This window comes from Armatimonadota bacterium (genome assembly GCA_031081675.1).
In the GTDB taxonomy this organism is placed as follows: Bacteria; Sysuimicrobiota; Sysuimicrobiia; order Sysuimicrobiales; family Kaftiobacteriaceae; genus Calidihabitans; species Calidihabitans tengchongensis.
The window spans coordinates 82341-105254 of the sequence record JAVHLZ010000001.1; the positions used below are offsets into that span (position 1 = coordinate 82341).

At 71.2% G+C, this 22914-nt stretch carries 23 protein-coding genes; 11 read left to right on the forward strand and 12 right to left on the reverse strand.

Annotated features, from left to right (window positions below; translation table 11 throughout):
• Positions 1-47 precede the first annotated feature (47 nt).
• Positions 48-1172, reverse strand: a complete 1125-nt coding sequence (locus tag RB150_00415; protein ID MDQ7819005.1) for a hypothetical protein — start codon at positions 1170-1172, stop codon at positions 48-50.
• 124 nt (positions 1173-1296) lie between these two features.
• Here RB150_00415 and RB150_00420 point away from each other — a divergent pair, with 124 nt between their 5' ends.
• The 9 genes from RB150_00420 to RB150_00460 all read left to right on the forward strand — a co-directional run bounded on the left by RB150_00420 (position 1297) and on the right by RB150_00460 (position 10877).
• Positions 1297-2184 (forward strand): fumarylacetoacetate hydrolase family protein, encoded by an 888-nt coding sequence (locus RB150_00420; GenBank protein MDQ7819006.1) that lies wholly within the window; start codon positions 1297-1299, stop codon positions 2182-2184.
• A gap of 78 nt (positions 2185-2262) precedes the next feature.
• The gene (locus RB150_00425) at positions 2263-3072 is read left to right on the forward strand and encodes an IclR family transcriptional regulator (GenBank protein ID MDQ7819007.1); all 810 of its coding nucleotides are present in this window, start codon (positions 2263-2265) and stop codon (positions 3070-3072) included.
• Entirely contained in the window at positions 3036-3977 is a 942-nt protein-coding gene (locus RB150_00430; GenBank protein MDQ7819008.1) for an ABC transporter permease, read from the forward strand. Before RB150_00425 ends, RB150_00430 begins: the two co-directional genes overlap by 37 nt.
• Entirely contained in the window at positions 3974-4762 is a 789-nt protein-coding gene (locus RB150_00435; protein ID MDQ7819009.1) for an ABC transporter permease, read from the forward strand. The genes RB150_00430 and RB150_00435 overlap by 4 nt, the downstream gene beginning before the upstream one ends.
• A gap of 42 nt (positions 4763-4804) precedes the next feature.
• Positions 4805-5917: an extracellular solute-binding protein gene (locus tag RB150_00440; protein ID MDQ7819010.1), complete on the forward strand. Its 1113-nt coding sequence runs from the start codon at positions 4805-4807 to the stop codon at positions 5915-5917.
• A 7-nt stretch (positions 5918-5924) separates the two neighbouring features.
• Positions 5925-7037, forward strand: a complete 1113-nt coding sequence (locus tag RB150_00445; GenBank protein MDQ7819011.1) for an ABC transporter ATP-binding protein — start codon at positions 5925-5927, stop codon at positions 7035-7037.
• The gene (locus RB150_00450) at positions 7021-8007 is read left to right on the forward strand and encodes a succinylglutamate desuccinylase/aspartoacylase family protein (GenBank protein ID MDQ7819012.1); all 987 of its coding nucleotides are present in this window, start codon (positions 7021-7023) and stop codon (positions 8005-8007) included. Before RB150_00445 ends, RB150_00450 begins: the two co-directional genes overlap by 17 nt.
• A 767-nt stretch (positions 8008-8774) precedes the next feature.
• Entirely contained in the window at positions 8775-10016 is a 1242-nt protein-coding gene (locus tag RB150_00455) for an amidohydrolase family protein (protein ID MDQ7819013.1), read from the forward strand.
• 156 nt (positions 10017-10172) lie between these two features.
• The gene (locus tag RB150_00460; protein MDQ7819014.1) at positions 10173-10877 is read left to right on the forward strand and encodes a fumarylacetoacetate hydrolase family protein; all 705 of its coding nucleotides are present in this window, start codon (positions 10173-10175) and stop codon (positions 10875-10877) included.
• A 47-nt stretch (positions 10878-10924) separates the two neighbouring features.
• On the opposite strand, the gene RB150_00465 is transcribed toward RB150_00460, so the two are convergent.
• The 7 genes from RB150_00465 to RB150_00495 form a co-directional block, all read right to left on the reverse strand.
• Positions 10925-11947: an ABC transporter substrate-binding protein gene (locus RB150_00465; GenBank protein ID MDQ7819015.1), complete on the reverse strand. Its 1023-nt coding sequence runs from the start codon at positions 11945-11947 to the stop codon at positions 10925-10927.
• A 17-nt stretch (positions 11948-11964) separates the two neighbouring features.
• Complete coding sequence (locus tag RB150_00470) at positions 11965-12843, reverse strand: ABC transporter permease (GenBank protein ID MDQ7819016.1); 879 nt, start codon at positions 12841-12843, stop codon at positions 11965-11967.
• On the reverse strand, positions 12840-13652 hold the full coding sequence (locus RB150_00475) for an ABC transporter ATP-binding protein (protein MDQ7819017.1): 813 nt from the start codon (positions 13650-13652) through the stop codon (positions 12840-12842). The genes RB150_00470 and RB150_00475 overlap by 4 nt, the downstream gene beginning before the upstream one ends.
• 111 nt (positions 13653-13763) lie before the next feature.
• Entirely contained in the window at positions 13764-14468 is a 705-nt protein-coding gene (locus tag RB150_00480) for an SDR family NAD(P)-dependent oxidoreductase (GenBank protein MDQ7819018.1), read from the reverse strand.
• 27 nt (positions 14469-14495) lie between these two features.
• A complete protein-coding gene (locus RB150_00485; protein MDQ7819019.1) occupies positions 14496-15005 on the reverse strand; it encodes a GAF domain-containing protein in 510 nt (169 codons plus the stop codon).
• Complete coding sequence (locus tag RB150_00490; protein MDQ7819020.1) at positions 14995-15420, reverse strand: hypothetical protein; 426 nt, start codon at positions 15418-15420, stop codon at positions 14995-14997. Before RB150_00490 ends, RB150_00485 begins: the two co-directional genes overlap by 11 nt.
• Positions 15417-15803 carry a hypothetical protein gene (locus tag RB150_00495; protein ID MDQ7819021.1) on the reverse strand — a complete coding sequence of 129 codons (387 nt, stop codon included), beginning with the start codon at positions 15801-15803 and terminating at the stop codon, positions 15417-15419. Before RB150_00495 ends, RB150_00490 begins: the two co-directional genes overlap by 4 nt.
• Positions 15804-15913: 110 nt before the next feature.
• Between RB150_00495 and RB150_00500 the strand changes: the two genes are divergently transcribed.
• Positions 15914-16552, forward strand: coding sequence for an exopolysaccharide biosynthesis protein (locus RB150_00500; GenBank protein MDQ7819022.1), 639 nt, complete (start codon positions 15914-15916; stop codon positions 16550-16552).
• Entirely contained in the window at positions 16549-17538 is a 990-nt protein-coding gene (locus RB150_00505; protein MDQ7819023.1) for a Gfo/Idh/MocA family oxidoreductase, read from the forward strand. The genes RB150_00500 and RB150_00505 overlap by 4 nt, the downstream gene beginning before the upstream one ends.
• Positions 17539-17613: 75 nt before the next feature.
• Here RB150_00505 and RB150_00510 read toward each other — a convergent pair whose 3' ends face one another.
• From RB150_00510 to RB150_00525, 4 genes are all read right to left on the reverse strand, one after another.
• Positions 17614-18366, reverse strand: a complete 753-nt coding sequence (locus RB150_00510; GenBank protein MDQ7819024.1) for a sulfite exporter TauE/SafE family protein — start codon at positions 18364-18366, stop codon at positions 17614-17616.
• Position 18367: 1 nt separating this feature from the next.
• Positions 18368-19528 carry a C45 family peptidase gene (locus RB150_00515; protein ID MDQ7819025.1) on the reverse strand — a complete coding sequence of 387 codons (1161 nt, stop codon included), beginning with the start codon at positions 19526-19528 and terminating at the stop codon, positions 18368-18370.
• A 136-nt stretch (positions 19529-19664) separates the two neighbouring features.
• Positions 19665-20396, reverse strand: coding sequence for an ImmA/IrrE family metallo-endopeptidase (locus tag RB150_00520; GenBank protein MDQ7819026.1), 732 nt, complete (start codon positions 20394-20396; stop codon positions 19665-19667).
• 157 nt (positions 20397-20553) lie between these two features.
• Complete coding sequence (locus RB150_00525) at positions 20554-22800, reverse strand: DEAD/DEAH box helicase (GenBank protein MDQ7819027.1); 2247 nt, start codon at positions 22798-22800, stop codon at positions 20554-20556.
• Between the last annotated feature and the right edge of the window lie 114 nt (positions 22801-22914).

Genomic DNA, 22914 nt, shown 5'->3' on the forward strand with positions numbered 1-22914 from the left:
TCTGACGTTCCGTGGACGCGGCCCGGCCCGCGAGTGCGGGACCGCTTTTACCCCACCACCGCCGTGATCCCCTGCACCCGGGGCAGCCCCCGCCCCAATATCACCCACCGGTCGCCCTCATCGGGGCTGCCGTAGACCTCGCCGCTGGTGGTCCCCAGGTAGATGCCGACCGGACGCAGGGTGTCGGCGTCCAGGGCGTGGCGGAGGACCACGCAGTGCACCCGGCGGGGCAGGCCGTCGGACAGGCGCTCCCAGGTCCGTCCCCCCGTCCGGGTCCGGTAGACGTCCAGGGGTCCCCGGATGCAGGAGTTGTGGCGGGCGCACCCCGTGCCCTGGTAGGCCGGAACCGTGAAGGCAGTCCCGGGGTCGGCCGGGTGGGCGGCCACGGGAAAGCCGTGCCGGTCGGGCAGCCCGGTGGAGATGTCCTGCCAGGTGGCGCCGAAGTCCTCGCTGCGGTAGACCCCGCAGTGCTGCTGCCGGTACAGCACCCGGGGGTTGGCGGCGCAGACGTCAATGCGGTGGGTGCAGGCGTGCACCTCGGCCAGGTGCTGCTCGACGGCCCGGGCCCGCTCGTCCGCACTCATCGGCCGCCGCAGGTCGGCGGTGCCGGCCACCGGGCAGGACTCGTACACTCCGGTCCGGGCGTACTCCCAGCTCTGCCCGCCGTCCAGGGAGCGCACCGCGCCGTGGTTGGTGCTGCTGACCACAAGCATCCGCCGGGGGTCGCGCGGGTCCAGGTGGATCCCGTGCAGGGAGTTGCCGATGGTCCCGTATCCCCAGTCGCCGTACCGTCCCTCCTTGCCGGGCGCCTCCAGGTAGCCCGGGTGGACCCGCCAGGTGCGGCCGCGGTCGGCGCTCCAGAACAGATAGCTGAAGTGCGTCCCCGCCCACAGCTGGTCGGGATCCCGCGGATTCACCGCCACCGTCCACACCCGGCGGATGGACAGGCCGTCGTTGAGCGCCGTCCAGGTCCGCCCCCCGGTCCGGGATGCATACACGCCATCGGTGAGGGTGGCGGCGTACAGGGTCCGCGTACGGGCGTCCCAGGCGCAGTGGCTGACAGACAGACCCCGCAGGTAGGGTCCCTGGCGGCGCCACCTCAGGCGCCGGGCGTCGGACGTGAATGCGTACAGCCCGTCGGTCGTCCCCACCCAGACCCGGACGGATGCCATCTCCACCCTCCTCCGCGCGTCGGAGGGTAGCCTTCGCTGCGCGTGGAAACTCCCCTGCCGGCGGAGCGGCGCGTCGCGGGTGCGGCCGGCCGCGGGCCGCACTCTCATGTGAGGAGGGTCGGGCGTGAGGCTGGCGACGTATCAGGCAGGGCGCGAGGCGCGGGTGGGATTCGTGGTGGGCGACAGGATCGTGGACCTGGAGGCGGTGGCCCGCCAGCGGCGGGTGCGGGTGCCCCGGGAGATGGTGGACGTCATCGCCGAGGTGCCCCTCACGGTCCTGCGGACGCTGGCCCGCGAGGCCCAGGCGTGGGTGGCCGCCGGACGTCCCGCCCCGCCCGTGCACCGGACCCGCCTGCTGGCCCCCGTCCCGCGGCCCCGCAAGAACATCGTGTGCATGGGCCGCAACTACGCCGAGCACGCCCGGGAAGGCGGAGTGGCGCCGCCGGAGGTGCCGGTGTTCTTCACCAAGCCCCCCACGGCGGTGGTGGGACCCGACGCACCGGTGGTCTGCCACCCGGTGACCCAGCAGCTGGACTACGAGGTGGAACTGGCCGTGGTCTTCGGGAGGCGCGGCCGCAACATCCCCGCCGCCCGGGCCCTGGACTACGTCTTCGGCTACACCATCCTCAACGACGTGACCGCCCGGGACCTGCAGCGCCGCCACCAGCAGTGGTTCAAGGGCAAGTCCCTGGACACGTTCGCCCCCCTGGGGCCGTGGATCGTCCACCGCTCGGCCCTGCCCGACCCCCAGGCCCTGTCGCTGCGGATGCGGATCAACGGGGAGATCCGCCAGGATTCCACCACCGCCAAGATGATCTTCTCGGTGGCGCAGCTGATCGAAACCCTGTCGGCGGGGATGACCGTGGAGCCCGGCGACATCCTGGCCACCGGCACCCCCGAAGGGGTGGGGATGGGGTTCTCCCCGCCCCGGTGGCTGCAGCCCGGCGACGTGATGGAGGCGGAGGTGGAGGGCATCGGGGTCCTGCGCAACCAGGTGGTCGCGCCGCGCTGACCGCCGCCCACTACCCTCCCTTGACCCGCTCGCTCCCGGGTGAAGGAGTTGCCGGGCGCGAAGAGAATGTTCCTGTTAATGGATGCTGTTCCGGATTCCGGAAAACTTAAGACCCTCCAAAAGGCTATCGAACTGCTCCGCTGTTTCGATGCTGCCCACCCGGTTCTCGGCATCTCCGACCTCAGCCGCCGCCTGGACCTGCCGCGCAGCGTGGTGTACCGCATCGCCACCACGCTGAAATCGGAAGGCCTCCTGGAACAGGAAGTCGGGTCGCGACGGTATCGCATCGGCATCGGGCTGTTCGATCTGGGGGCGCGCTACACGCACCGCCACCGATGGCTGCCGCTGGCCCTGGAGGCGCTGAAGGATCTTGTGGCCTCCACCGGCCACACCGGGTACGTCGGCGTCCTGGCTGGCCCCGACGTCGTGGTGCTGGCATCGGAGGCCGGCGCTTACCGGGTGCGTCTCGTGGTCAAACCGGGCGAGCGGTTCCCGGCGTACGCTACGGCGATCGGCAAAGCGCTCCTGGCCCGCCTGCCGGATGAAGAGGTGGCGCGCCTCTATGGCAACATGCCGCTGATCCCTCTCACCCGAGCCACCTTGCGCGAGATTCCCGCGCTCCTGGCCGAGCTCGGGCGGACCCGGACCCGGCGCTACGCCGTCGCCGACCAGGAGACCTTCGACGGGATCAAGGCCGCGGGCATCGGGTTCACCAGTACCGCGGACGACGAATCCTTCGCCCTCAGCGTCTCCTATCCGATCGCCGGTGTCTCCCCACAGGACGAGCAGCGCATCGTCGAGGCCCTGCTCCTGCGGGGCGAGCGCCTGGGCCGGGCCCTCGGAGATCGCTGGTGGGATACGGCAGCAGGGAGGCCGCGACGCCGATGAACGACGTCGCGCTCCCCGGAATTCGGGGCGAAATCCGCTCGTTGGGAGCGGCGGTGCAGGGCCGGCCCTACCTCGCGCTGGCGGCGCTTCCCCTGGTTTTCTTCGGGGTTTTTCTCGTCTATCCGCTGGCGCTGATGTTCCTCGTCAGCATTCGCAACTACGCGCCGGCCCAGATCGTCGGGGACCGCCTCACGTTGGAGAACTACCTGCGGTTTCTCCTCGACCCGTTCTATCGCCGGATCCTGCTCTCCACCCTCCGCCTGGCGGCGGTCGTAAGCGCCGCCGCTCTGCTCCTCGCCTATCCCTTGGCCTATTATCTTTCCCGAACGACCAGCCGGGTCAAAGGGTGGCTCATCTTCCTGCTGCTGACGCCGCTCATGGTCGGGATCGTCGTCCGTACCTACGGCTGGATCGTCCTGCTGGGGCGCAACGGCACCGTCAACCAGTTGCTGCTGGCCCTGGGTCTCGTCCAGGAGCCGGTGCGCATCCTGTTTACGGAGACTGCCGTCGTCCTGGGCCTGATCGAGATCCTCCTGCCCTACATGATCTTTCCCCTGATCTCCGCCTTGCAGAAGGTGGACCCCACGCTGGAAGCGGCGGCCGCCTCCCTGGGCGCCGGCCCGCTGGAGGTGCTGCGGCGCGTGGTGTTGCCCCTCAGTCTGCCGGGCATCGTCTCGGGCACGGTGATCGTCTTCACCCTGTCCGCGGGCGCGATCGTGACCCCGGCCGTCCTGGGCGGCCCGCGCACACAGACCATGGGGACGCTGATCTACCAGCTCATGACCGCCACGTTAAACTGGCCTTTCGGCTCCGCCGTCGCCTTCATCCTCCTGGCCTTTGAAGCCTTCCCCGTCTTCCTCTTCTTCGCCGCGACGGCCCGAGGGCGGGCCGGGAGGGGACCATGACGTTGCTCCGGGCGCTGGGACGTCTGTACCTCGTGTCGGTCTTTGTCTTTCTCCTCGCCCCCGTCGTGGTCGCCGTGCTCACATCTTTCAACCCGACCCGGCTGAACCTGTTCCCCCCGCAGGGAGTCTCGCTCATCTGGTATCGGGAGTTCCTCCAGGCCGACAACTTCACCCACGCCTTCGTTGCCGTGAGCTTGAAGCTGGCCCTGATCGTCGCTGTCGTCACGGGGCTCCTGGCCCTGCCCGCGGCGTATGCGCTCAGCCGCTATCGGTTCCGAGGACGCACCCTGCTTCAGACGCTGTTCCTGTCGCCGATGATGGTCCCCCAGATGGTGGTGGGGATCGCCCTGCTGCTGTTCTTTGCCCGTTACACCTTCGCCGATGAGCTCCGCATCGTGGTTGGCCACACGCTCATCGCCCTACCCATCGCCATCCGGGCCATCACGGCCAGCCTGGAGGGCAGTGATCCCCAACTGGAGGAGGCAGCTCTGAGCCTGGGTGCCAATCCCCTGCAGACCTTCGCCCGTGTCACGGCGCCGCTGATCGGATCGGGGCTGCTGGCCGCGATGCTGTTCGCCTTCACCCTCTCTTTCACCGACGTAAACGTGGCCCTGTTTCTCACCGGGCCGCGGACCACGACGCTGCCGGTGGAGGTGTTCGCCTACCTGCGCTGGGAGAGCACGCCCGTGATCGCCGCGATTGCCGCGGTGCAGGTGGCGATGATCCTGGTCATCGCGCTGGTGATTCACCGGCTGGCCGGGTTGGATGCTGTCGTGAGGTACTGACGAGGTCTGCAGCACAACGCACGCCATCGAGGAGGTGGGAGGATGCTGATCCGGGCAGAAGGCGATCGGATCGAGCTGGTCCTCAGCCGGAGGAGTTTGCTGCGGCTAGGCGCGGCCACGGTCGGCGCGGCGGTCCTCGGCCGACTCGCCGCGCTATCGGGCGGGAGCCCGGCCACGGCCGCCGCCCCGGTTTCGGACCTCAACCTGCTGTTCGCGGGGGGGACGTGGAAGGAGTACTTCGAGCGGATCTACGCCCGGCCCTTCGAGAAGGCGAAGGGGGTGCGGGTGGTCTTCAGCGTCGGCGACTCGGCCCAGCAGATCTCCCGGGTCATCGCCGAACGCGACAACCCGCGGTTCGACATGATCCACATGCACCAGTATGCTGCAGCCCAGCTGAATGAATTGGGGCTGCTCGTGCCGCCTGATCCGCGGATCGTTACGAACCTCAAGGACGTGGATGAGGCGTTTCGCTTCCCGTACTTTGTCGGCAAGGTGCTGGCGCCCTTCGGCCTAGCCGTGAATACCCGTCGGGCACCGAAGAAGGTGACGTCCTGGAAGGACCTCTGGGATCCCGTCTTCGCGGGCCGGGTGGCCATCCCGAAGTGGGAGTGGGTGGGCAATACCTGGTTCTACGCCGTCAACCGGGTCTGGGGCGGCACCGAGACGAACATCGATCCCGGCATCGCCAAGTGCCGCGAGCTGGTGCGCGCCAACCGCGCCGTGATCATGAACAACGTCGAACACGGCATCGCCCTGCTGACGAGCGAAGAGACCTGGATTCAGCCCTTCTACACCGCCCGCACCGAGCAGGCCCGCGACGCCGGGGCGCCGGTGGAGTTCGTTTTCCCCTCCGAGGGAGCTCTGAACTGGACTTTCAACCTGGGGATCATCCGGGGACGCGGCGCCGCCAGTACCGCGCTGGCCCAGGAGTTCCTCAACTTCACGTTGGACCCGGTGCAGCAAGCGCAGTTCGGCATCCTCACCGGCTATCCGCCGACGAACCGGCGAGCCCAGGCCCTGCTCCCGAGCAACTCCAACGTCCTGCTCACCCCGGAGCAGATGGCGAACCTGGGCCGGATGCGCTTCGACATCAAGGCCATGCTGGCCAATCGGGACCGGCACGCGGAGCGCTGGAACAAGGAGGTCCTCGGCTAACACGGTCATGGCCGTTCCCCTGGCGCTGGTGGGGGTCGTGAAGTACTACGGACACGTGCTGGGGGTGGGACCGGTCAGCCTCGAGGTGGCCCCTGGGGAATTCGTCTCCCTCCTCGGCCCCTCCGGGTGCGGCAAGACGACGACACTGCGCCTTATCGCCGGGCTGGAGCGGCCCACGGCCGGGGCGATCCGCATCGGTGAGGAGGACGTCACCGGCGTGCCCAGCTATCGCCGCAACATCGGGTTGGTATTCCAGAACTACGCGCTCTTCCCCCATCTCTCCGTGTTCGACAACGTCGCCTTCGGGCTCCGCTACCGCGGGGTGACCGGCGCGGAGGCCCGGCGGCGCGTGGCCGAGGCGCTGGAGCTGGTGGGGCTGGTGGGCTACGAACAGCGGCTGCCGCGGCAGCTCTCTGGCGGCCAGCAGCAACGGGTGGCCCTGGCCCGTGCCGTTGTGATCAACCCGCGCATCCTGTTGCTGGACGAGCCGCTGAGCAACCTCGACCTGGCCCTGCGTCAGCGGATGCAGGCCGAGATCAAGCGCATTCAACGCGAGTTGGGCATCACCACCGTCTACGTGACCCACGATCAGACCGAAGCCTTCGGACTCTCGGACCGGATCGCCGTGCTCTTCCACGGCCGTGTCCACCAGTACGCACGGCCGGACGAGCTGTACGAGCGCCCGGCAACGCCCGAGGTCGCGGATTTCATCGGCGAAACGAATACCCTAAACGGCCGGCTGCGCCGCGACCATGGCCGGGTCGTCTTCACCACGAGCCGGGGCACGGAGCTCGTGGTCTCCCCCGAGCACGTACCCGCTGGTGAGGAAAGCGTGCGCCTGTTCATCCGACCGCATCGCGTTCGCTTCTTTCCGCCGGGGGCCGATGTGGAGGGCCCCAACCTCTTCGAAGCAACCGTGGAGCGCCTGATCTTCGGCGGCGACGTGCTGCGGGCCACCGTGCGCCTCCGGCAGGGGGATGTCGTCCAGATCAGTGCCCACAACCGCCAGGAGACCCGCACCGCCCTGCAACAGGGCTCGCTGCGAATCCAGCTGTTGCCCGAAGACCTGCAGGTGTTTCCCTCCAAAGGGAAGGAGGCCGATCGTGTTTCAGTTCGGTGAGACGACGGTGGCCCCCGGACAGGTGGCACGAACGAGCTTCCGGCTATTGACCTGCCCGGACGGCGACACCGTCGATGCGCCCGTCGTCATCATGTGCGGGGCGCGTCCGGGGCCGGTACTGTGGATCCAGGCCTGCATCCACGGCAACGAGGTGGGAGGAACGCTGGCCCTCCACCGGCTGCTGGCCTCGCTATCGCCGTCCCGCCTCCGGGGAACCATTGTTGCCGTCCCCATCCTCAACGTACCGGCCTTTCGCGCCCGCAGCCGCGAGAGCCCCGTAGACCACGCCAACCTCAACCGGGTATTCCCCGGCAACGCCGCGGGCCGCTTCAGCGACCAGATGGCCGACCGGATCTGGGGGCTCGTGCGCGCCACGGCGACCGCGGCACTCGACCTCCACAGCGGCGGCGACCTAGGCCGGGTGCCGTTCTACGCCATCTACCACGCGGACGGCTCGGAAGCCAGCCGCACCGCCCGCCGGATGGCGGAGGCGGCAGGCACGCCGTATCTGTGGGCCTCGCGGGCGGACTGGCTCGCCGGGGCAATGTTCACCCGCCTCACCCAGGAAGGGATTCCGGCGGTGATCGTAGAGGTGGGCGGCGGCGACGTCACCGACGATGACCTCCGTCACTTCGAGCAGGCCCTCCATGGGGTGCTGGCGGCGCTGGAAATGGTGGAGAAACCGGTGGTTCGCCAGCCCCGCTACACGATCCTGGGGGCATCCCAGATGATGCAGGTGCGGCGGGGCGGGATCCTCCTCCCAAAGGCCCGACCCGGGGAGATCGTACCCCGGGAGGCGGTGGTCGCCGAACTCGTCGACGCCTACGGCGACGTCGTGGAAACGGTACGTGCCCCCTTCGAGCGGAGTTTCGTGGCCTCGATGCGGCGCCGGGGCCTCGCCGTCCATCCGGGCGAGCGGGTCAGCATCATACTGGAGGTCGCAGGCGAGGAGACCGGCGGTGGGCCCTGAAGGCGAGCTCTGCTACCTGCCGGAAATGATCTGTTCTGAGGTTGCGGCGGGGGCCAGGCTCGTCCCGGTCGGTGCGCAAGAGCAGCACGGACCGAATCTGATCACGGTCTGTGATGCCGTCCCACGCCCTAGAGTTCACCTCCCGCTTGGATCAGCAATCTTGCCTCTTGGCCTCGTCGCGCCAGCGATCATGCTGGGCGTCTCGCCGCGCTATCTAAACTTCCCCGAGACCGCTTGCCTACACCGGAAGACCATAGCCGGCTTCCTGCTCGACGTGGTGGAAAGTTCGTCCCGTTACAGGGTACGGAAATTCCTCGCCCTGGACGGCCGTGTCGGCAACGACCAGTCCCTCGGGACGGTGGCTCACACCCCTGGTGCGACGAGAGAAGGTGGAGTTCGCCTATCTGAGCTTCGGCTCAAGGGCCCCGAGCGGTCAGGCGGCAGCGGGCGATCACGCGCGGGAGTCTGGGAAGTCTTGATGGCCTCACGCTGGCTCGCCGCCGGTCCGCCCCAAGCCGCTGGTCCCGGGGGGACTTGTGCGGATATCCCTACTTTCACACAGCCCACGGGAGCATCCGCTGGATACATCTGGCCCATGCCCGAGCATCTCGACGGGGAGCGGCGCGATCGGGGACCCGCGGGGCGCGAACGCGGCACTCGGGCGGGCTGTGTGTAGAAGGGACGCTGGTCGATCTCGCCGAGTTTGTCCGTGACTTTGTCAAAGACCGGCCGCGGTCGCGGCTAGCGCGCAGAGAGGAGGTCTCGAGATGACGGAACAGACGGCCATCGTAGGAGCACGGCTGATCGACGGCACGGGGGCGGATCCGGTGGACCGCGCGGCGCTGGTGTTCGAAGGCGAGCGGATCGTTGCCGTGGGCCCGGCCTCCCGGGTTGCCATTCCCGGCGGAGCCCGCGTCATTGATGGGGAGGGCCTGACGGTGATGCCCGGTCTGATTGACGCCCATGTGCACATCACGATGACCGGCGGGGCCGACCTCCTGGCGATGTCCCTCCAGCGGTCGCTGCCTCAGGTCGCGTTTGACACCGTCGGCCACCTCGCCTCCACCCTGGAGGCCGGAGTCACGGCCATCCGGACTGTGGGGGATATCGGATACATCGATATTGCGGCGCGAGACGCGATCGCCAGGGGGCGGATTCGCGGCCCCAGGATCGTGGCGGCCGGGAAGGGACTGACCTCCACCGGCGGCCACGGCACTATCGTCCCGCCCTGGATCCATGTGGCCCACGGCGATATCTCCGAAGTCGTGGACGGCCCAGAGCAGGGGCGCGCCGCCGTGCGCCGGCAGGTCGAGGCCGGATGCGACCACATCAAGATCTTCCAGACCGGCGGCGTTATCGATCCTGACGGTCGGATCGAGGCAGAGGAGTTCGACGAGGAGGAGCTGCGGGCCATCGTCGGCACGGCCCGACTCGCTGGTCGGCCGGTGGCCTGCCACGCCCACAACAAGCCCGGCATCCTGCGCGCTATCGCCGCAGGCGTACGCTCCATCGAGCACGGGATGTCCTTCGACGAGGAGTGCGCGGCGCGAGCCGTGGAAGCGGGTGTCTTCCTGGTGCCGACCCTCATCGTCATGGAGCGGATCCTGCGCCAGGGGCGCGACGCGGGACTCCCGCAATTCATGATCGACAACGTCGGCCACCGGACGAAGAAGCACCACGCCAACGTCCAGCTCGCCTACCAGATGGGCGTGAAGATCGCCGCGGGAACCGATGCGGGATCGGTGCTCACCCCACACGGGGCGGCGGGGATGGAGGTGGCGATGCTGGTGCGGGCGGGACTCCGGCCGCTGGACGCGATCCGTGCCGCGACGATGACGGCAGCGGAGCTTCTGGGCCTGGGCTCGCGCCTGGGGACCCTGGAACCCGGCAAGCTGGCCGATGTCATCTTGGTCGCCGGGGACCCCCTGGACCGTCCCGAACTGCTCGGTCAACCCGAGGCGGTGATGGCGGTGTTCGTCGGGGGCGTTCAGGTAAAGGCGTCGCGCTGACGTTGTGATGCGCCCCTGGGACGGGTGGTGATCGGTCGGATCTGAGAAATGATGAGGCTGACATCGTGGGGGTCAAGAAGGCGTGGTGTCGCCAGCGCTTGGTGCGCGCCCACGAACACCTTGAAGGCCTTTCTGGCCCGCGAGGCCCAGGCGTGGGTGGCCGCCGGACGTCCCGCCCCGCCCGTGCACCGGACCCGCCTGCTGGCCCCCGTCCCGCGGCCCCGCAAGAACATCGTGTGCATGGGCCGCAACTACGCCGAGCACGCCCGGGAAGGCGGAGTGGCGCCGCCGGAGGTGCCGGTGTTCTTCACCAAGCCCCCCACGGCGGTGGTGGGACCCGACGCACCGGTGGTCTGCCACCCGGTGACCCAGCAGCTGGACTACGAGGTGGAACTGGCCGTGGTCTTCGGGAGGCGCGGCCGCAACATCCCCGCCGCCCGGGCCCTGGACTACGTCTTCGGCTACACCATCCTCAACGACGTGACCGCCCGGGACCTGCAGCGCCGCCACCAGCAGTGGTTCAAGGGCAAGTCCCTGGACACGTTCGCCCCCCTGGGGCCGTGGATCGTCCACCGCTCGGCCCTGCCCGACCCCCAGGCCCTGTCGCTGCGGATGCGGATCAACGGGGAGATCCGCCAGGATTCCACCACCGCCAAGATGATCTTCTCGGTGGCGCAGCTGATCGAAACCCTGTCGGCGGGGATGACCGTGGAGCCCGGCGACATCCTGGCCACCGGCACCCCCGAAGGGGTGGGGATGGGGTTCTCCCCGCCCCGGTGGCTGCAGCCCGGCGACGTGATGGAGGCGGAGGTGGAGGGCATCGGGGTCCTGCGCAACCGGGTGGTGGCCCCCCGCGGGTGATGTATGCGCCGTCCCCGGCGGGGGTGGCCCGCCGGGGACGGAGGACGCTACGGCCCCAGGAACCGGTTGGTCCAGAGGATGCCTTCCTTGGCCGAGGGCTTGAAGGGAATCTGCCCGGTTTCCAGCATGAAGGCCAGGTGCTTCTCCATCATCTCCTCGGTCATCCGGCCGTCGGGAGACAGCGCGGGCGTAATGTCCCGCAGGGCAAGGGCCAGCACGTCGGGGTCGGTGCGCGGGAAGTACTTGCGCAGGTGGGTGATGGCCGCGGCCGGATCCTGACGCATCAGGGCGTTGGCCCGGTTCACCGCCCGGACCCAGCGGCGCAGCACGTCGCCGTTCTGGTTGGCGTAGACGTTGTGGACGGAGATGCCGGTGTACAGAAAGTTATCCAGTTCGGGCACGTCTCCCGCCGAGGACTTGATGATCATGACCCCGAACCCGTCGCGCTCGGCCAGCTGGGGGGTGGGCGCCGACAGGTGGAAGGCGTCGATCTGCCGGGTCCGCAGGGCCGCCAGCAGGCTGGCCCCTCCTCCCACCGCGATCAGCTGAGCGTCCCGGTCGGGGTCCGCTCCCGCCCGGCGCAGGTAATACCGCATGTATACGTCGGTGGCCGCCCCGGGCCGGGTGATGCCCAGCCGCAGGCCCCGGAGGGCGGCAAAGCGCTGGGCCAGAGGGCTGCTGCGACTGACCCCCCGCTGCCGGGCGACCTCCGGGTGCATCACCAGATCCAGCGTGACCCGCCTGGTCAGGTTGTAGATGAACAGGATCTGCCGCCCCTGGCGGCGCAGCTGCACCGCCTGGAACGGGTCGGCGTCAAAGAACTGCACCTGCCCGGAGACCAGGGCGGCGATGCCCAGCGCGCCGCTCTCGACCTCGATCAGCTCCAGGTCGATGCCCTCCTGGGCCATGTAGCCGGCGGCCTCGGCGATGTACACGGGAGCCATGAACAGCGTCCCGGTGTGCGCCTCTCGGATCCGAACCCGCGGGACCTGGGCCGCGGCGCCGGCCGACCACACCACCAGCGCCAGGACCAGGGCACCCGCCCAGACCACCCACCGATGCACCCGCATCGTTCTCCCCTCCCGCTTCAGGGTATGTCCCGCAGGCTTCCGTGCCGCGGACTCCAACGCATCAGGTGATTCCCCAGGGCCGTGATCCCCAGGTTCATCAGCAGGACGACGGCCAGCAGCGCCACGATGCCGGCGAACAGGCCGGGCGTGTCCAGCCAGCCGGCGGCGCGGCTGATCAGGTGGCCCACGCCCCGGTTGCTGGAGATGAACTCGCCCACGATGGCGCCGATCATGGCCTGGGGAACGGTGATCTGCAGGGCGGCCACCACGAACGGCGTCGCCGCCGGAAAGACCACCTTACGCGTCAGGTCCCACTGGGACGCGCCCATCACCCGGGCCACCTGCAGCAGCTGCGGCGGGGCCGCCCGGATGCCGGCGATGGTGTTGATGAACACGATGAAGAACACCATCACGGCCGCGACGGCGATCTTGCTGGCGATGCCGATGCCAAACCACAGGATGAACAGGGGCGCCAGGGCGATGCGGGGGATCCCGTAAAACGCCACCAGGAAGGGCTCCACGATCCGGTACACCAGGTCCGACCGTGCCAGGACAAACCCCAGGACCAGGCCGGCAGCCGCACCCAGGACGTACCCCGCCAGCGCCTCGACCACCGTGAACTGCAGGTGGTACAGCAGCTGTTCGCGGACCAGCATCGCCCACAGGGAGGCGGCGATGTGGGTGGGCTTGCTCACAAAGAACTGGTCTACGATCCGCCCCGAACTCAGCTCCCACCCCAGGAGGGCCGCCGCCGCGAACGCCAGCCGCCCCGCGGTGATGGCCCGCCCTGCCGCCCGCAGGCGCGACCGCTCCGCCTGCTCCGCCTCCCTCACCAGCCGCGCCCCGCGGTCGTCGACACCCCCCACGGGTCGCACCGCCAGATCCCGCACGCTCACGGTGTCCCCACCTCCAGCTCCGTCGCGGCGATCTCCTCCCGCAGGTCCCGCCACAGCCGGTCGTAAAATGCGGCAAACCCGGGAGCCGCGTGGATGTGAAAGACGTCCCGCGGCCGGGGCAGGGGGACTTGGTACACCCGCTTGATGGTCCCGGGGCCGCGGCTGAACAGCGCGATGTCGTCGGACAGCGCGATGGCCTCCACCAGATCATGGGTGACGAAAACCACCGTCTTGCCGCTGCCCTCCCACAATTTCAGGAGCTCATCCTGCAGGATCACCCGGGTCTGAGCGTCCAGGGGGCCGAAGGGCTCGTCCATCAGCAGCACGTCGGGGTCGTAGATCAGGGTGCGGATCAGCGCCGTGCGCTTGCGCATGCCCCCGGACAGCTCGTGGGGATAGTGGTGCTCAAACCCCGCCAGGCCCACCTGCGCGATGTACCGCGCGGCCAGCTCCCGCCGCCGCCCGGCGGGCACGCCCCGGAACTCCAGGGCCAGCTCCACATTCTCCTGAAGGCTCCGCCAGGGCAGCAGGTTGTCGTCCTGGGTGATGTAACCCACCCGGGTGTTGACGCCCGTGACCGGGCGGCCGTCGAACAGAATCTCGCCCTCGGTGGGCCGGACCAGTCCGGCGATCATGTTGAGGAAGGTGGATTTGCCGCATCCCGACGGACCCACCAGGCTGACGAACCGGCCGCGGCCCACGTCCAGCGAGACATCCCGCAGGGCCAGCGCCGCCCGGGGCTGGCGACCGCCGCGAGAGACAAAGACCTTGTACACGTGCCGGGCGACGATGACTGAACCGTCGGGCATCGAATCTCCTCCGGCAGAGAGTTCCGGCAAGCCGTGAATTTCCTGTGTAGTTGGCGTCCCTGGGAGGGGTTTCCTCCAGGCGCCCCGGGATCGTGAGTGCGCAACCGGCCCTCAGGCGCGGCCGTACACGGGGATGACCGCGCCCGCCAGCGGCGCGGCTGCGGGGGACGCGAGAAACGCCAGGACCCGCGCCAGCTCCGCCGGCTTCACCCACCGGCTCGGGTCGGCCCGGGGAAACGCCCGGCGGTTGGCCTCGGTGTCCAAGATGGAAGGCAGGACGCAGGTGACGACGATCCCCTGGTCCTTGACCTCCTCGGCCAGGGTCCGGCTGAAGGCGACCACGGCCGCCTTGGCGGCGTTGTAGGCCGCCTGCCGGGGGGCGGGCTGGACCGCGGTCCGGGATCCCACGGTCACAATCCTTCCGGTGCGGCGCGCCAGCATGTGGGGCAGGACGGTCCGGCAGCACAGGACCGCCGTGGTGAGGTTGAGGGTGAGCATGCGGGCCCACTCGTCCAGGGGTGCCTCGTGCACGCCGCGGCCTCCCTCCCACCCGCCGACCAGGCACAGGAGGGCGTCGATCCGGCCGAAGCGGGCCAGGGCGGCCTCCGCCATCGCCGCCGCCCCCGCCTCGGTGGAGACGTCGGCGCGCACCGCCGCGCACCGGTCCCGCAGGTCCGCGGGCAGATCCAGCGCCGCCGCGACGTCGGCCACGTCGGCGGCCACCACCTGCGCCCCCTCCGCCAGACACGCCCGCACCGTCTCGCGGCCCAGGCTGCCGGCGGCGCCGGTGACGACGGCGACGGTATCCCCCAGCATCGCGGAAGGCGTGCCGGGCACCAGACGTCAGGAACCCGGCGGGGCGGTGCCGGACCGCGCACCCTGCCGCCGGCGGACCTCGGCCAGGACGGCGGCCACCCGCTCCAGGAAGCGCTGGTCTTCGGCCCCGAACGCGTTGGGCACGGTGCTGTCGATGTCGATCTCCCCCACCACCCGCCCGCCGTCGACGATGGGGACCACGATCTCCGAGCGGGTGGAGGGAAAGCACGCCAGGTAGCGGGGGTCGCGGCTGACGTCGGGAACCACCTCGGTCCGGCCCGAGGCGGCGGCGGCTCCGCAGATGCCGGTGCCGATGGGGATGCGCGTGTGCCGGGTGGCCTGCGGCCCCCGCCACTCGCCCAGGACCAGGTCGCCGCCCTCCACCCAGTACAGCCCCACCCAGGAGTACGCGGGGAAGCGGTCGTGCAGGTAGTCCACGATGGCCTGGGCGGCGTCGGGACGGCGGGCGAGATCCAGGATGTCGCGGTAGGCGTCGTCGAACCCGGGCACGACCCCCTCCCGCCGGTCAGCGCTCATGCCACAGCGTGCTGGGGCGCAGGTGTCGCGCCAACCCCAGCTGGGAAGCCATCAGGCCGGTCCACCCCAGGACCCCCTCCACGATCCCCAGCAACCGCTCTTCCGCCTGTTCCGGAGGCGCCGAGGCGCTGGCGGCGGCCACCATGGCCAGGACCTGCCGGCTGACCGACTCCACGTCGTCCAGCAGGTCCCGCCCCGCCCGCAGGGCCGCAGGACTCAGAGCCGGCGCGCGGGATGCCAGTTCCCGCCGTCGGGCCGCGGCCCACCGGGCCAGTTCCTCCAGGGCCGGGCGGGCCGACGCGGGCCCCCGCTCGACGGCCACGGTCACGTAGACCTGGAAGGCCCGCCAGACCTGGCGCACGATGCCGGCCAGGACCCTGCGCTCCTCGGAGGTGAACGGCACCTGTGGCGTCACGGGGACCCTCCCAGTTCGGCGGCGTAGGTGATGCCGAACTCTCCCTCCCGGGTCCGCCACCCCCGGGCCAGGGTGCGGCCGCCCCGCAGCATGGCGTAGTGGATGACCTGCGGCCACAGCACGCCCATGATGGCGCCGGTGGCCAGCTCCGCCTCGCCCCGCATCTGCTCCCGGTTGCGCTGCACGGTGTGGCCCGGGTGGTAGAGCACGGTGTCCCACGCAATGTCGATGCGCTGGCCGTCGGGTGAGACGACCACCCACCGCACGGTCCCCGGCCCCAGGACGTTCTCGGCGAGGTTGCGCGCCACCTGGGCCGCCGGAGCGGCCGCCGCCCCCACCAGGGCCGCCGCCGCGATCGCCACCATCGCCCGCCCGCGCGTCATCGTCCGCCCGCCCCAGGTGAGGACGAGTTCCCTCCGCCCGGGCGCGGTTCCTGCCCGACAGGGAGGACGCCGGCGCCGGTGGAACTCTGCTGGCGAGCGCCGTGAGTCAGATGACCTCCCCGCTGCCGCCCGAGTCCGCCCCGCTGTCCACTGTGCTGGCCGAGGCGCTGGGCGACCGTGACCTGACCGTGGGCGAGCTGGCCGACCGGGTGGCCGAGCGTGGGTTCGGTCTGATCATGGTTGTCCTGGCCCTGCCCACCCTGATCCCCGTACTGCCGCCGGGGTCGGCGGCCACCGTCGGCCTGCTGTACATCATCCTGGCCGCCCAGATGCTGGCCGGGCTGCCCCGCCCCTGGCTGCCGGCTCGGGTCCGCCGCTACCGGCTCAGCGCGGCTGCGGTGCGGGCGCTGCGGGAACGCGGCCTGCCCCTGCTCCGGCGGGTGGAGCGCTACTCGCGGCCGCGGCTGGCCGGCCTGGACCAGCGGGTCGTGATGCGGGTGGTGGCGCTGGCCGTCCTCCTGCTGGGGGTGATCCTCCTGTCGCCACTCCCGTTTCTCAACACCCTCCCCGCCCTCACGGTCCTGGTCCTGGGCGTGGGCCTGCTGAACCGCGACGCGGTGGTGCTCGGCGCCGGCCTGGCCCTCACGGCGTCGGTGGTGGCCGCGGCGGCCGCGGGCGCGGGGGCCCTGGTGGCGCTGGTTCAGGCGCTGGCCGAGTGGCTGGCTCGGGTCCGGGAGAGGGTGCGATGAGCGGGCGGCGGATCCGCTGGGGCATCCTCAGCACGGCCCGCATCGCCGTGCGGCGGGTCCTGCCTGCCCTCCTGCGCAGCGAGACCGGCGTGGCCGTCGCGGTGGCCAGCCGCGATCCGGCGCGGGCGCGGGAGGTGGCGGATCGGTTCGGGATCCCCCGGGCCTACGGCAGCTACGAGGAGCTCCTGGCCGATCCGGACGTGGACGCCGTCTACACTCCCCTGCCCAACAGCCTCCACCGGGAGTGGACGATCCGGGCGGCCCAGGCCGGCAAGCACGTCCTGTGCGAGAAGCCCCTGGCGGTGTCCAGCCGGGAGGCGGCGGAGATGGTGGACGCCTGCCGGCGTGCCGGGGTCCTGCTGCAGGAAGCCTTCATGTACCGGTTCCACCCCCAGATCGAGACCCTGCAGCATCTGGTGCGCGACGGCGCGGTGGGCACGCCCTGGCTGGTGCGGGCCGCGTTCACGTTCACCGTGGCCCGGCCCGAGGACATCCGGCTCGACCCCACCCTGGGCGGCGGCGGGCTGCTGGACGTGGGCTGCTACGGGGTCAACCTGAGCCGCCTGCTGCTGGGCGAGCCCCACACGGCGTGGGCAGCGGCCGTCTTCGAGGGGGGCGTGGACGTGAGGCTGGCAGCGGGGCTGGCGTGCGCCGGCGCCGCCGCCCTGGTGGACTGCGGCCTGCGGGCGCCGTACCGGCAGATGGCGGAGGTGGTGGGCACCGCGGGCACCATCACCCTGCCCCGGCCGTTTCAGCCGGAGGAAGAGCCGGCGGTCCTCGTGGTGCGCCGCGGGGACCGGGAGGAGCAGCTGGTGGTGGAGGGGACCAACCAGTACACCCGGATGCTCGACCATATGGGGCGGTGCCTGCTGGAGGACCGCCCTCCGCGCTACCCGCCCGAGGACGCCGTGGCCAACATGCGGGTGCTGGACGCCCTGGCCGCCTCCGCGCGCACGGGAGAGACGGTGAGGATCGGGAAGCGGTGAAGGTCGGGACGTTGAAGGTTTTACCCTTTTCCCTTTTCCTTTTTCCCTCTTCCCTCTTCCCTCCGGTGTCAACTCTCATAGACCCCGCACGATCAGGTTGACCCCGCTCAGCAGGACCAGGAACAGGACCAGCCGCCGGAACAGGGGGCCGGGCAGCCGGTCCTGGATCCAGAATCCCGCCCGGGTCCCCACCACCACCGGCAGAAAGGTCACCACGGCGTAGGCCAGCAGGCGGGGCGTGTACAGGCCCAGCCGCCAGTAGCTGACCACCTGGGTGAGTCCGCCCACAAAGAACGACAGGGTGAGCCAGAACACGAAGCCGCGCTTGTCCACGGGCAGCGACTGGACGTAGGCGGCGATCAGGGGGGCGAAGATGCCGGTGATCCCGCCCATCACTCCGGCCGCCAGGCCCACCGCGGGACCCACCAGCCGCTCGGCGCGGGCGGGAACGGCGGGGGACCGATCGACCAGCCCCGCCCCGCCCAGCGCCACGGCCGTGACGCCCACCAGGACCGATAAGACCTGGGGGTCCAGGCGGCGCAGGAACTGGGCGCCCACCACCGTCCCCGCCACCACGCCCACCAGCAGCCCGCCGAAGCGGGGCAGGTCCTCCCGGCGGGCCCCGCCCCGGGACAGGATCAGGAAGTTGCTGAAGACCACCGCGACGGCAATGAGCACCACCGCGGTGCGGGCGCCGATCAGGTTGGCCGCCAGGGGCACCGCGATCAGGGGAAAGCCGAATCCCAGCGCGCCCTTGACCGCCGACGCGAATGCCACCACCAGCATGACAAGGGCGAACGCACCGTTGGGAGCCAGAGCGCCGTCCACGTCAGGCCAGCGGGATCTCCCGGTAGTCGGCCTCGCAGGGCGGGCCCGCCGCCACGTACAGGCGTCGCGCCGACAGGTCCATCACCACCGACACCACCGTCTGCACCCGCTCCTCCTCCGGCAGGGCGGGATTGAGGTGCCGGCAGACCGACTCGGGGCGACCGTCGTGGTCCCGCAGCACCCGCATCAGATCATCCCGGGAGATCCCGCCCCGTTCCCGGGACGCCTGCAGCAGCCGCCGCGCCCGCGCGGCCCGGTGGTAGGTGGACGCCCGCTCCTCGGCCAGGGGCTGGTCGACTCCCAGCGCGCGGGAATCCTCGAAGTGGTTGGCGTGGACCAGGACGCCCCCGGACGGCGACAGCAGGCGGACCGCGCGCGGGGCGGCCTCCACGTCCACGACCCGCGCGGTCCCGTCGGCCTGCCCGAGGAGGAAGTTGGCGGAGCAGGCGCGCTCCTCCCCGGCGATGACCTCCACGGCGTCGTCCGCCGACGCCAGGCCGAGGATCTTCCACGTCCGCACGTGGAAGGGTGACCTCAGGCGCGCCCAGTCGTCGTCGGTGGACAGCAGCCCGTTGACCGCCAGGCCCAGCCCGGCCGCGTTGAGGCCGATCTTGCCTCCCACGATGCCGGCCTCGGTGAACGCGACCACCCGCAGGCCGTCCCGGCCGGCCGTCCGCATCATCACGCCCCGCACCTGGGGAAACCAGTCCCAGTTCTGCGCCAGCCACAGGTGGCCGTCGGCCGATGCCTCGGGCGTCACGGCGACGGCCGTGCACCCGGACGGCAGGCGCAGCCGAGCGCGGTTGAGGGCGGAATACTGGCTGTACAGCAGCTCGTAGCGGACGTTGAGCGCCGTCAGGTCCTCCAGGGGCAATCCGCTGCCCTCGGCCAGGGCCCGCAGGGCGGTGGCGTAGCCGGGGTCGGCGCCCTCGATGACGGGCAGGTACGCCCGGGCGCGCTCCCGCACCTGCGCCGCAGACAGGTGCGCCTCCCGGGCGAACCGGTCGAAGTACACCGCCAGGTTGGCGGCGATGAGGTCGCGGGCGGCTCGGCCGTGCTCCCACCCGCTGGCGGCGGGCTCCGGGGGCAGGTCCAGCACCATCAGGGCGCTCATGGACGTTTCGGTTCGGCGCCGGAGCGCCAGACCCTGGCGGTCAGCCATGCGGCCTCTTCCGTCGGCGTCCTGGCATTTCCCCAGGATCGGTGAGATGGCCACGGACACAGACTCCCCCGCGCGGAGTCCTGGCCAGAGGGATGGCGACAGACCGACCGGCCCGCGGATGGAGAGAGGCGGACTGCTAAGCCAGCAGGCCCAGCTCGGCCAGGCGCAGGCGCATCGCCTGCTGGGAGACCCGGAACTCCCGCGCCAGGTCGGCCACCACGGTGCGGACGGCCTCCGCCCGCTCCTGGGTCCCCAGGGCGCGCAGGATGATGGCCTGCTCCCGGGCGAACGCCTGGCGGACCCGGGCGGCCGGCATCAGCAGCTCGGCCGCGAACGCGCGGGCCTCGCGCTCCCTCGCCCGGCGGGCGGGCTCCTGCAGCGCCGGAGGGCCGCCGGGTTCCTCGCTGGCCACCAGGGTGCCGTGGCCGAGGACGGCGTGGGCCAGCTCTTCGGCCACCGCCCACCGCCGCTCGGCCTCGGTGCGGAACGGGTAGTCGCGGTTGAGGACCAGCACGCGGTGCCCTTCCTCCCCGCCCACGGTCCCGCGCACGCCGCCGGGCAGGCTGCGCCACTGGACGGCGAAGCCCAGCCGCTGCGCCAGGGCCTCCACGTCCACGGGGACGTCGGCTCCGAAGGTGTCCAGGATCTCGCGGGCCTGGGCGGCTGCGGCCGACGCCGGCCGGCTGCGGCGGGAGGAGACGGCGGGGGCCAGGGCGGCCACCGCCTCGGCCTGCTCGGGGGTGAACGGCCGGCCGCCGCTTTCCAGCTGCAGCAGGCCGCACTCCAGGCACGCCCACGCCACCGGAGGCTCGCACTCGCTGGCAAAGCGCGGGGACATCTCGCTGTCGCAGACCGGACAGTGACGCATCGACCTCACGGGCACACCGCCGCAGGCGGGGATTTCCCCTCCGGGACGGGGGAATCCTTGTGGAGAAGGGAAGAGGGAAGAAGGAAGAGGGAAGAGGGGAAAAGGAAAAGGGAAAAACTTCAACCGCCAACCTCCAACCTTCAACGCAGTCAAGGCGTCACACGACCGGCGGCCGCAGCAGGCGCAGGCGGGCGTCGCGGGCGGCGGCCCGCACGTCGGGAAACGGCAGCCCCTCCACCTGCATCAGCACCTCGGCCGCCTGGAGGACGATCCGCTGCAGGTCGCCTTCCTCGGCCTGGCTGTGGGCCACAAGGGTCGGCCAGTCCGCCCCGCGCATCCAGGCCACCACCACATCCGCCCGGCGGTCCGCCGGCGAGGGGATCCGCCGTCGCGCGCGCGGTTCCCACTCCGGCTCGAACTGGCGGGACAGGTCGTCGGGCGGCACGGCGTGCTGGCGTTCCAGGAGGTCCAGCTCCTGGGCCAGGCGCGCCAGCACATGCAGGCCGGCCTCCCCCCCGCGGTAGGGGGCCCGCTCGGTGGCCAGGGCGCCGGCCGCCGCCGCCCACAGGGCCGTGGACCCGCCGATCAGGCTGCGGCGGACGATCTCGGCGAGGATCAGGACCCGCGGATGCCGCAGCTCGGAGGCCCACAGGCCGTCGGGGGTCAGGCGGTGTGCGTCGTCCAGGTAGCCCAGCCGCCGCAGGACCGCCGCCCGCCGGAGGAATTCGTCGGCCAGGGACCCCTCGACCGCGTGCAGGGCCTGCCGCAGCGACGAGCGCCGCAACTCCCGGGACCGCAACGCTTCCAGCGTCTGCAGACAGCGGCCCTCCACCGGGCAGGACGCGCACGGCCAGGCCGCCAGGTCGGCGGCCACCCGGGCGGCCTCCTCCTCGGCGCGCGACCGGCGCAGGCGGGCCAGGCGCTCCTGCATCCGCTCGTACCGGCCGCGGGTGACCAGACGGTCATCGCACGGGCGCTCCGCAAGGTCGTCGGGAGGGATGGCGGCGATGGCCTCCCGCAGGCGCCGGACCTCCTCCCGCCGCTCGTAGGCCGCCAGCGACCGCTGCAGGAACTGCAGGGCCTCGTCCAGAGAAGACCGCCGCAGGAGGTTGAGGACCTGCACGTAGCCCGGGCTGAATGCGGAGGTCACCGGCTCGGGCTCGGCGTCGATCAGCGACAGCCCCTCCCGGGCCTCGTCCCGGGTGGTCGCCGGCAGGACCACCACCCCGACCGTGTCCTTGCCCCGGCGTCCTGCGCGTCCGCTCATCTGGTGGAACTCGGTGGCCGACAGCAGGACGGGGCCCTCCGGGCTGTGGCGCACCAGGGTGGACAGGATCACGGTGCGGGCCGGCACGTCCAGCCCGGCGGCCAGGGTGGTGGTGGCGCACACCACCCGCACCAGGCCCCGGGCCAGCAGGTCCTCCACGGCCAGCCGCCAGGCGGTGGTGTGTCCCGCGTGGTGGGGGGCCACCCCGGCGTCGATGAGGATGGAGCGGAAGGGGTGGGACCGCAAGAACGGGTAGTCCCGCTCCCACCGGGCCAGGGCCGCGGCGCGCAGTTCGGGCCCGAACGCCCGCAGCCCGGCCAGTTCCCGCACGGCCTCGTCGCACTGGCGCCGCGACGGATAGAACAGGATGGCCGGGAGGAGGTTGTAGTGCTCCAGGTCGCGCAGCAGCCCCGCCAGCCACCCGGGCGCCCGCCCGTCGGGCGGCAGATGGCCCAGGGCGTCCGGGGCCAGCAGGCGGCCCCGGCCATCGGCCAGCACGTACCGCAGGGGCACGGGGCGGGTGCGCTCGACGATCACCTCCGGCCTGCGGCCCCGCACCTCCGCCAGCCAGCCGGCCACCACCTCGGCGTTGGGAAAGGTGGCCGACAGCAGCAGCAGCCGCGACCGCGGCGGGGCCAGCAGCAGGATCTCCTCCCAGGCCGTGCCCCGCTCCCGGTCGGCCAGGTAGTGGGCCTCGTCGAGGACGATGAGGTCGGGGGCCAGGCGCTCGCCGTACAGGGCGTTGCGGAGGATCTCGGTGGTGGCCACGATCACCGGAGCCTGGGCGTTGATGCGCCGCTCGCCGGTGAGCAGGCCCACCGACTCGGCCCCGTACAGGCCGGTGAACCGGTGGAACTTCTGGTTGGACAGCGCCTTCAGCGGGGTGGTGTACCAGGCCGACCCGCCGGCGGCCAGCAGCTCGCCGATGGCCTGCTCGGCAATCCAGGTCTTGCCGCTGCCGGTGGGCGCGCACACCAGCACGTCGAAGGTGCGCACCGCCGCCAGGGCCGCCTCCTGGAACGGGGCCGGGACGAAGGGGCCGGGCGGGGGCGTGCCGACATCGTGCAGCAGCGCGCGCAGCCGGCCGGAGGTGGGTCGGCGCACCGTCGGCCGGGGCGCGGGCGTGGACGCGGTCATGTGGGTTCTATGATAGTGGACGTCCGCGGCTCCCGCCACCCGCGGTCGGTGAGAAGAACAGAATCGAGCATTTCACAACATGTGTCCGTACCCGGAGGGCGCGGGGGGATGCGC

Bases quoted from the DNA above. Each gene is read 5' to 3' on its own strand.
- RB150_00415 (MDQ7819005.1), bottom strand. From the start codon at position 1,172: ATGGCATCCGTCCGGGTCTGGGTGGGGACGACCGACGGGCTGTACGCA.
- RB150_00425 (MDQ7819007.1), top strand. From the start codon at position 2,263: ATGGATGCTGTTCCGGATTCCGGAAAACTTAAGACCCTCCAAAAGGCT.
- RB150_00435 (MDQ7819009.1), top strand. From the start codon at position 3,974: ATGACGTTGCTCCGGGCGCTGGGACGTCTGTACCTCGTGTCGGTCTTT.
- RB150_00440 (MDQ7819010.1), top strand. From the start codon at position 4,805: ATGCTGATCCGGGCAGAAGGCGATCGGATCGAGCTGGTCCTCAGCCGG.
- RB150_00445 (MDQ7819011.1), top strand. From the start codon at position 5,925: ATGGCCGTTCCCCTGGCGCTGGTGGGGGTCGTGAAGTACTACGGACAC.
- RB150_00455 (MDQ7819013.1), top strand. From the start codon at position 8,775: ATGACGGAACAGACGGCCATCGTAGGAGCACGGCTGATCGACGGCACG.
- RB150_00465 (MDQ7819015.1), bottom strand. From the start codon at position 11,947: ATGCGGGTGCATCGGTGGGTGGTCTGGGCGGGTGCCCTGGTCCTGGCG.
- RB150_00475 (MDQ7819017.1), bottom strand. From the start codon at position 13,652: ATGCCCGACGGTTCAGTCATCGTCGCCCGGCACGTGTACAAGGTCTTT.
- RB150_00480 (MDQ7819018.1), bottom strand. From the start codon at position 14,468: ATGCTGGGGGATACCGTCGCCGTCGTCACCGGCGCCGCCGGCAGCCTG.
- RB150_00485 (MDQ7819019.1), bottom strand. From the start codon at position 15,005: ATGAGCGCTGACCGGCGGGAGGGGGTCGTGCCCGGGTTCGACGACGCC.
- RB150_00495 (MDQ7819021.1), bottom strand. From the start codon at position 15,803: ATGACGCGCGGGCGGGCGATGGTGGCGATCGCGGCGGCGGCCCTGGTG.
- RB150_00500 (MDQ7819022.1), top strand. From the start codon at position 15,914: ATGACCTCCCCGCTGCCGCCCGAGTCCGCCCCGCTGTCCACTGTGCTG.
- RB150_00505 (MDQ7819023.1), top strand. From the start codon at position 16,549: ATGAGCGGGCGGCGGATCCGCTGGGGCATCCTCAGCACGGCCCGCATC.
- RB150_00515 (MDQ7819025.1), bottom strand. From the start codon at position 19,528: ATGGCTGACCGCCAGGGTCTGGCGCTCCGGCGCCGAACCGAAACGTCC.
- RB150_00520 (MDQ7819026.1), bottom strand. From the start codon at position 20,396: ATGCGTCACTGTCCGGTCTGCGACAGCGAGATGTCCCCGCGCTTTGCC.
- RB150_00525 (MDQ7819027.1), bottom strand. From the start codon at position 22,800: ATGACCGCGTCCACGCCCGCGCCCCGGCCGACGGTGCGCCGACCCACC.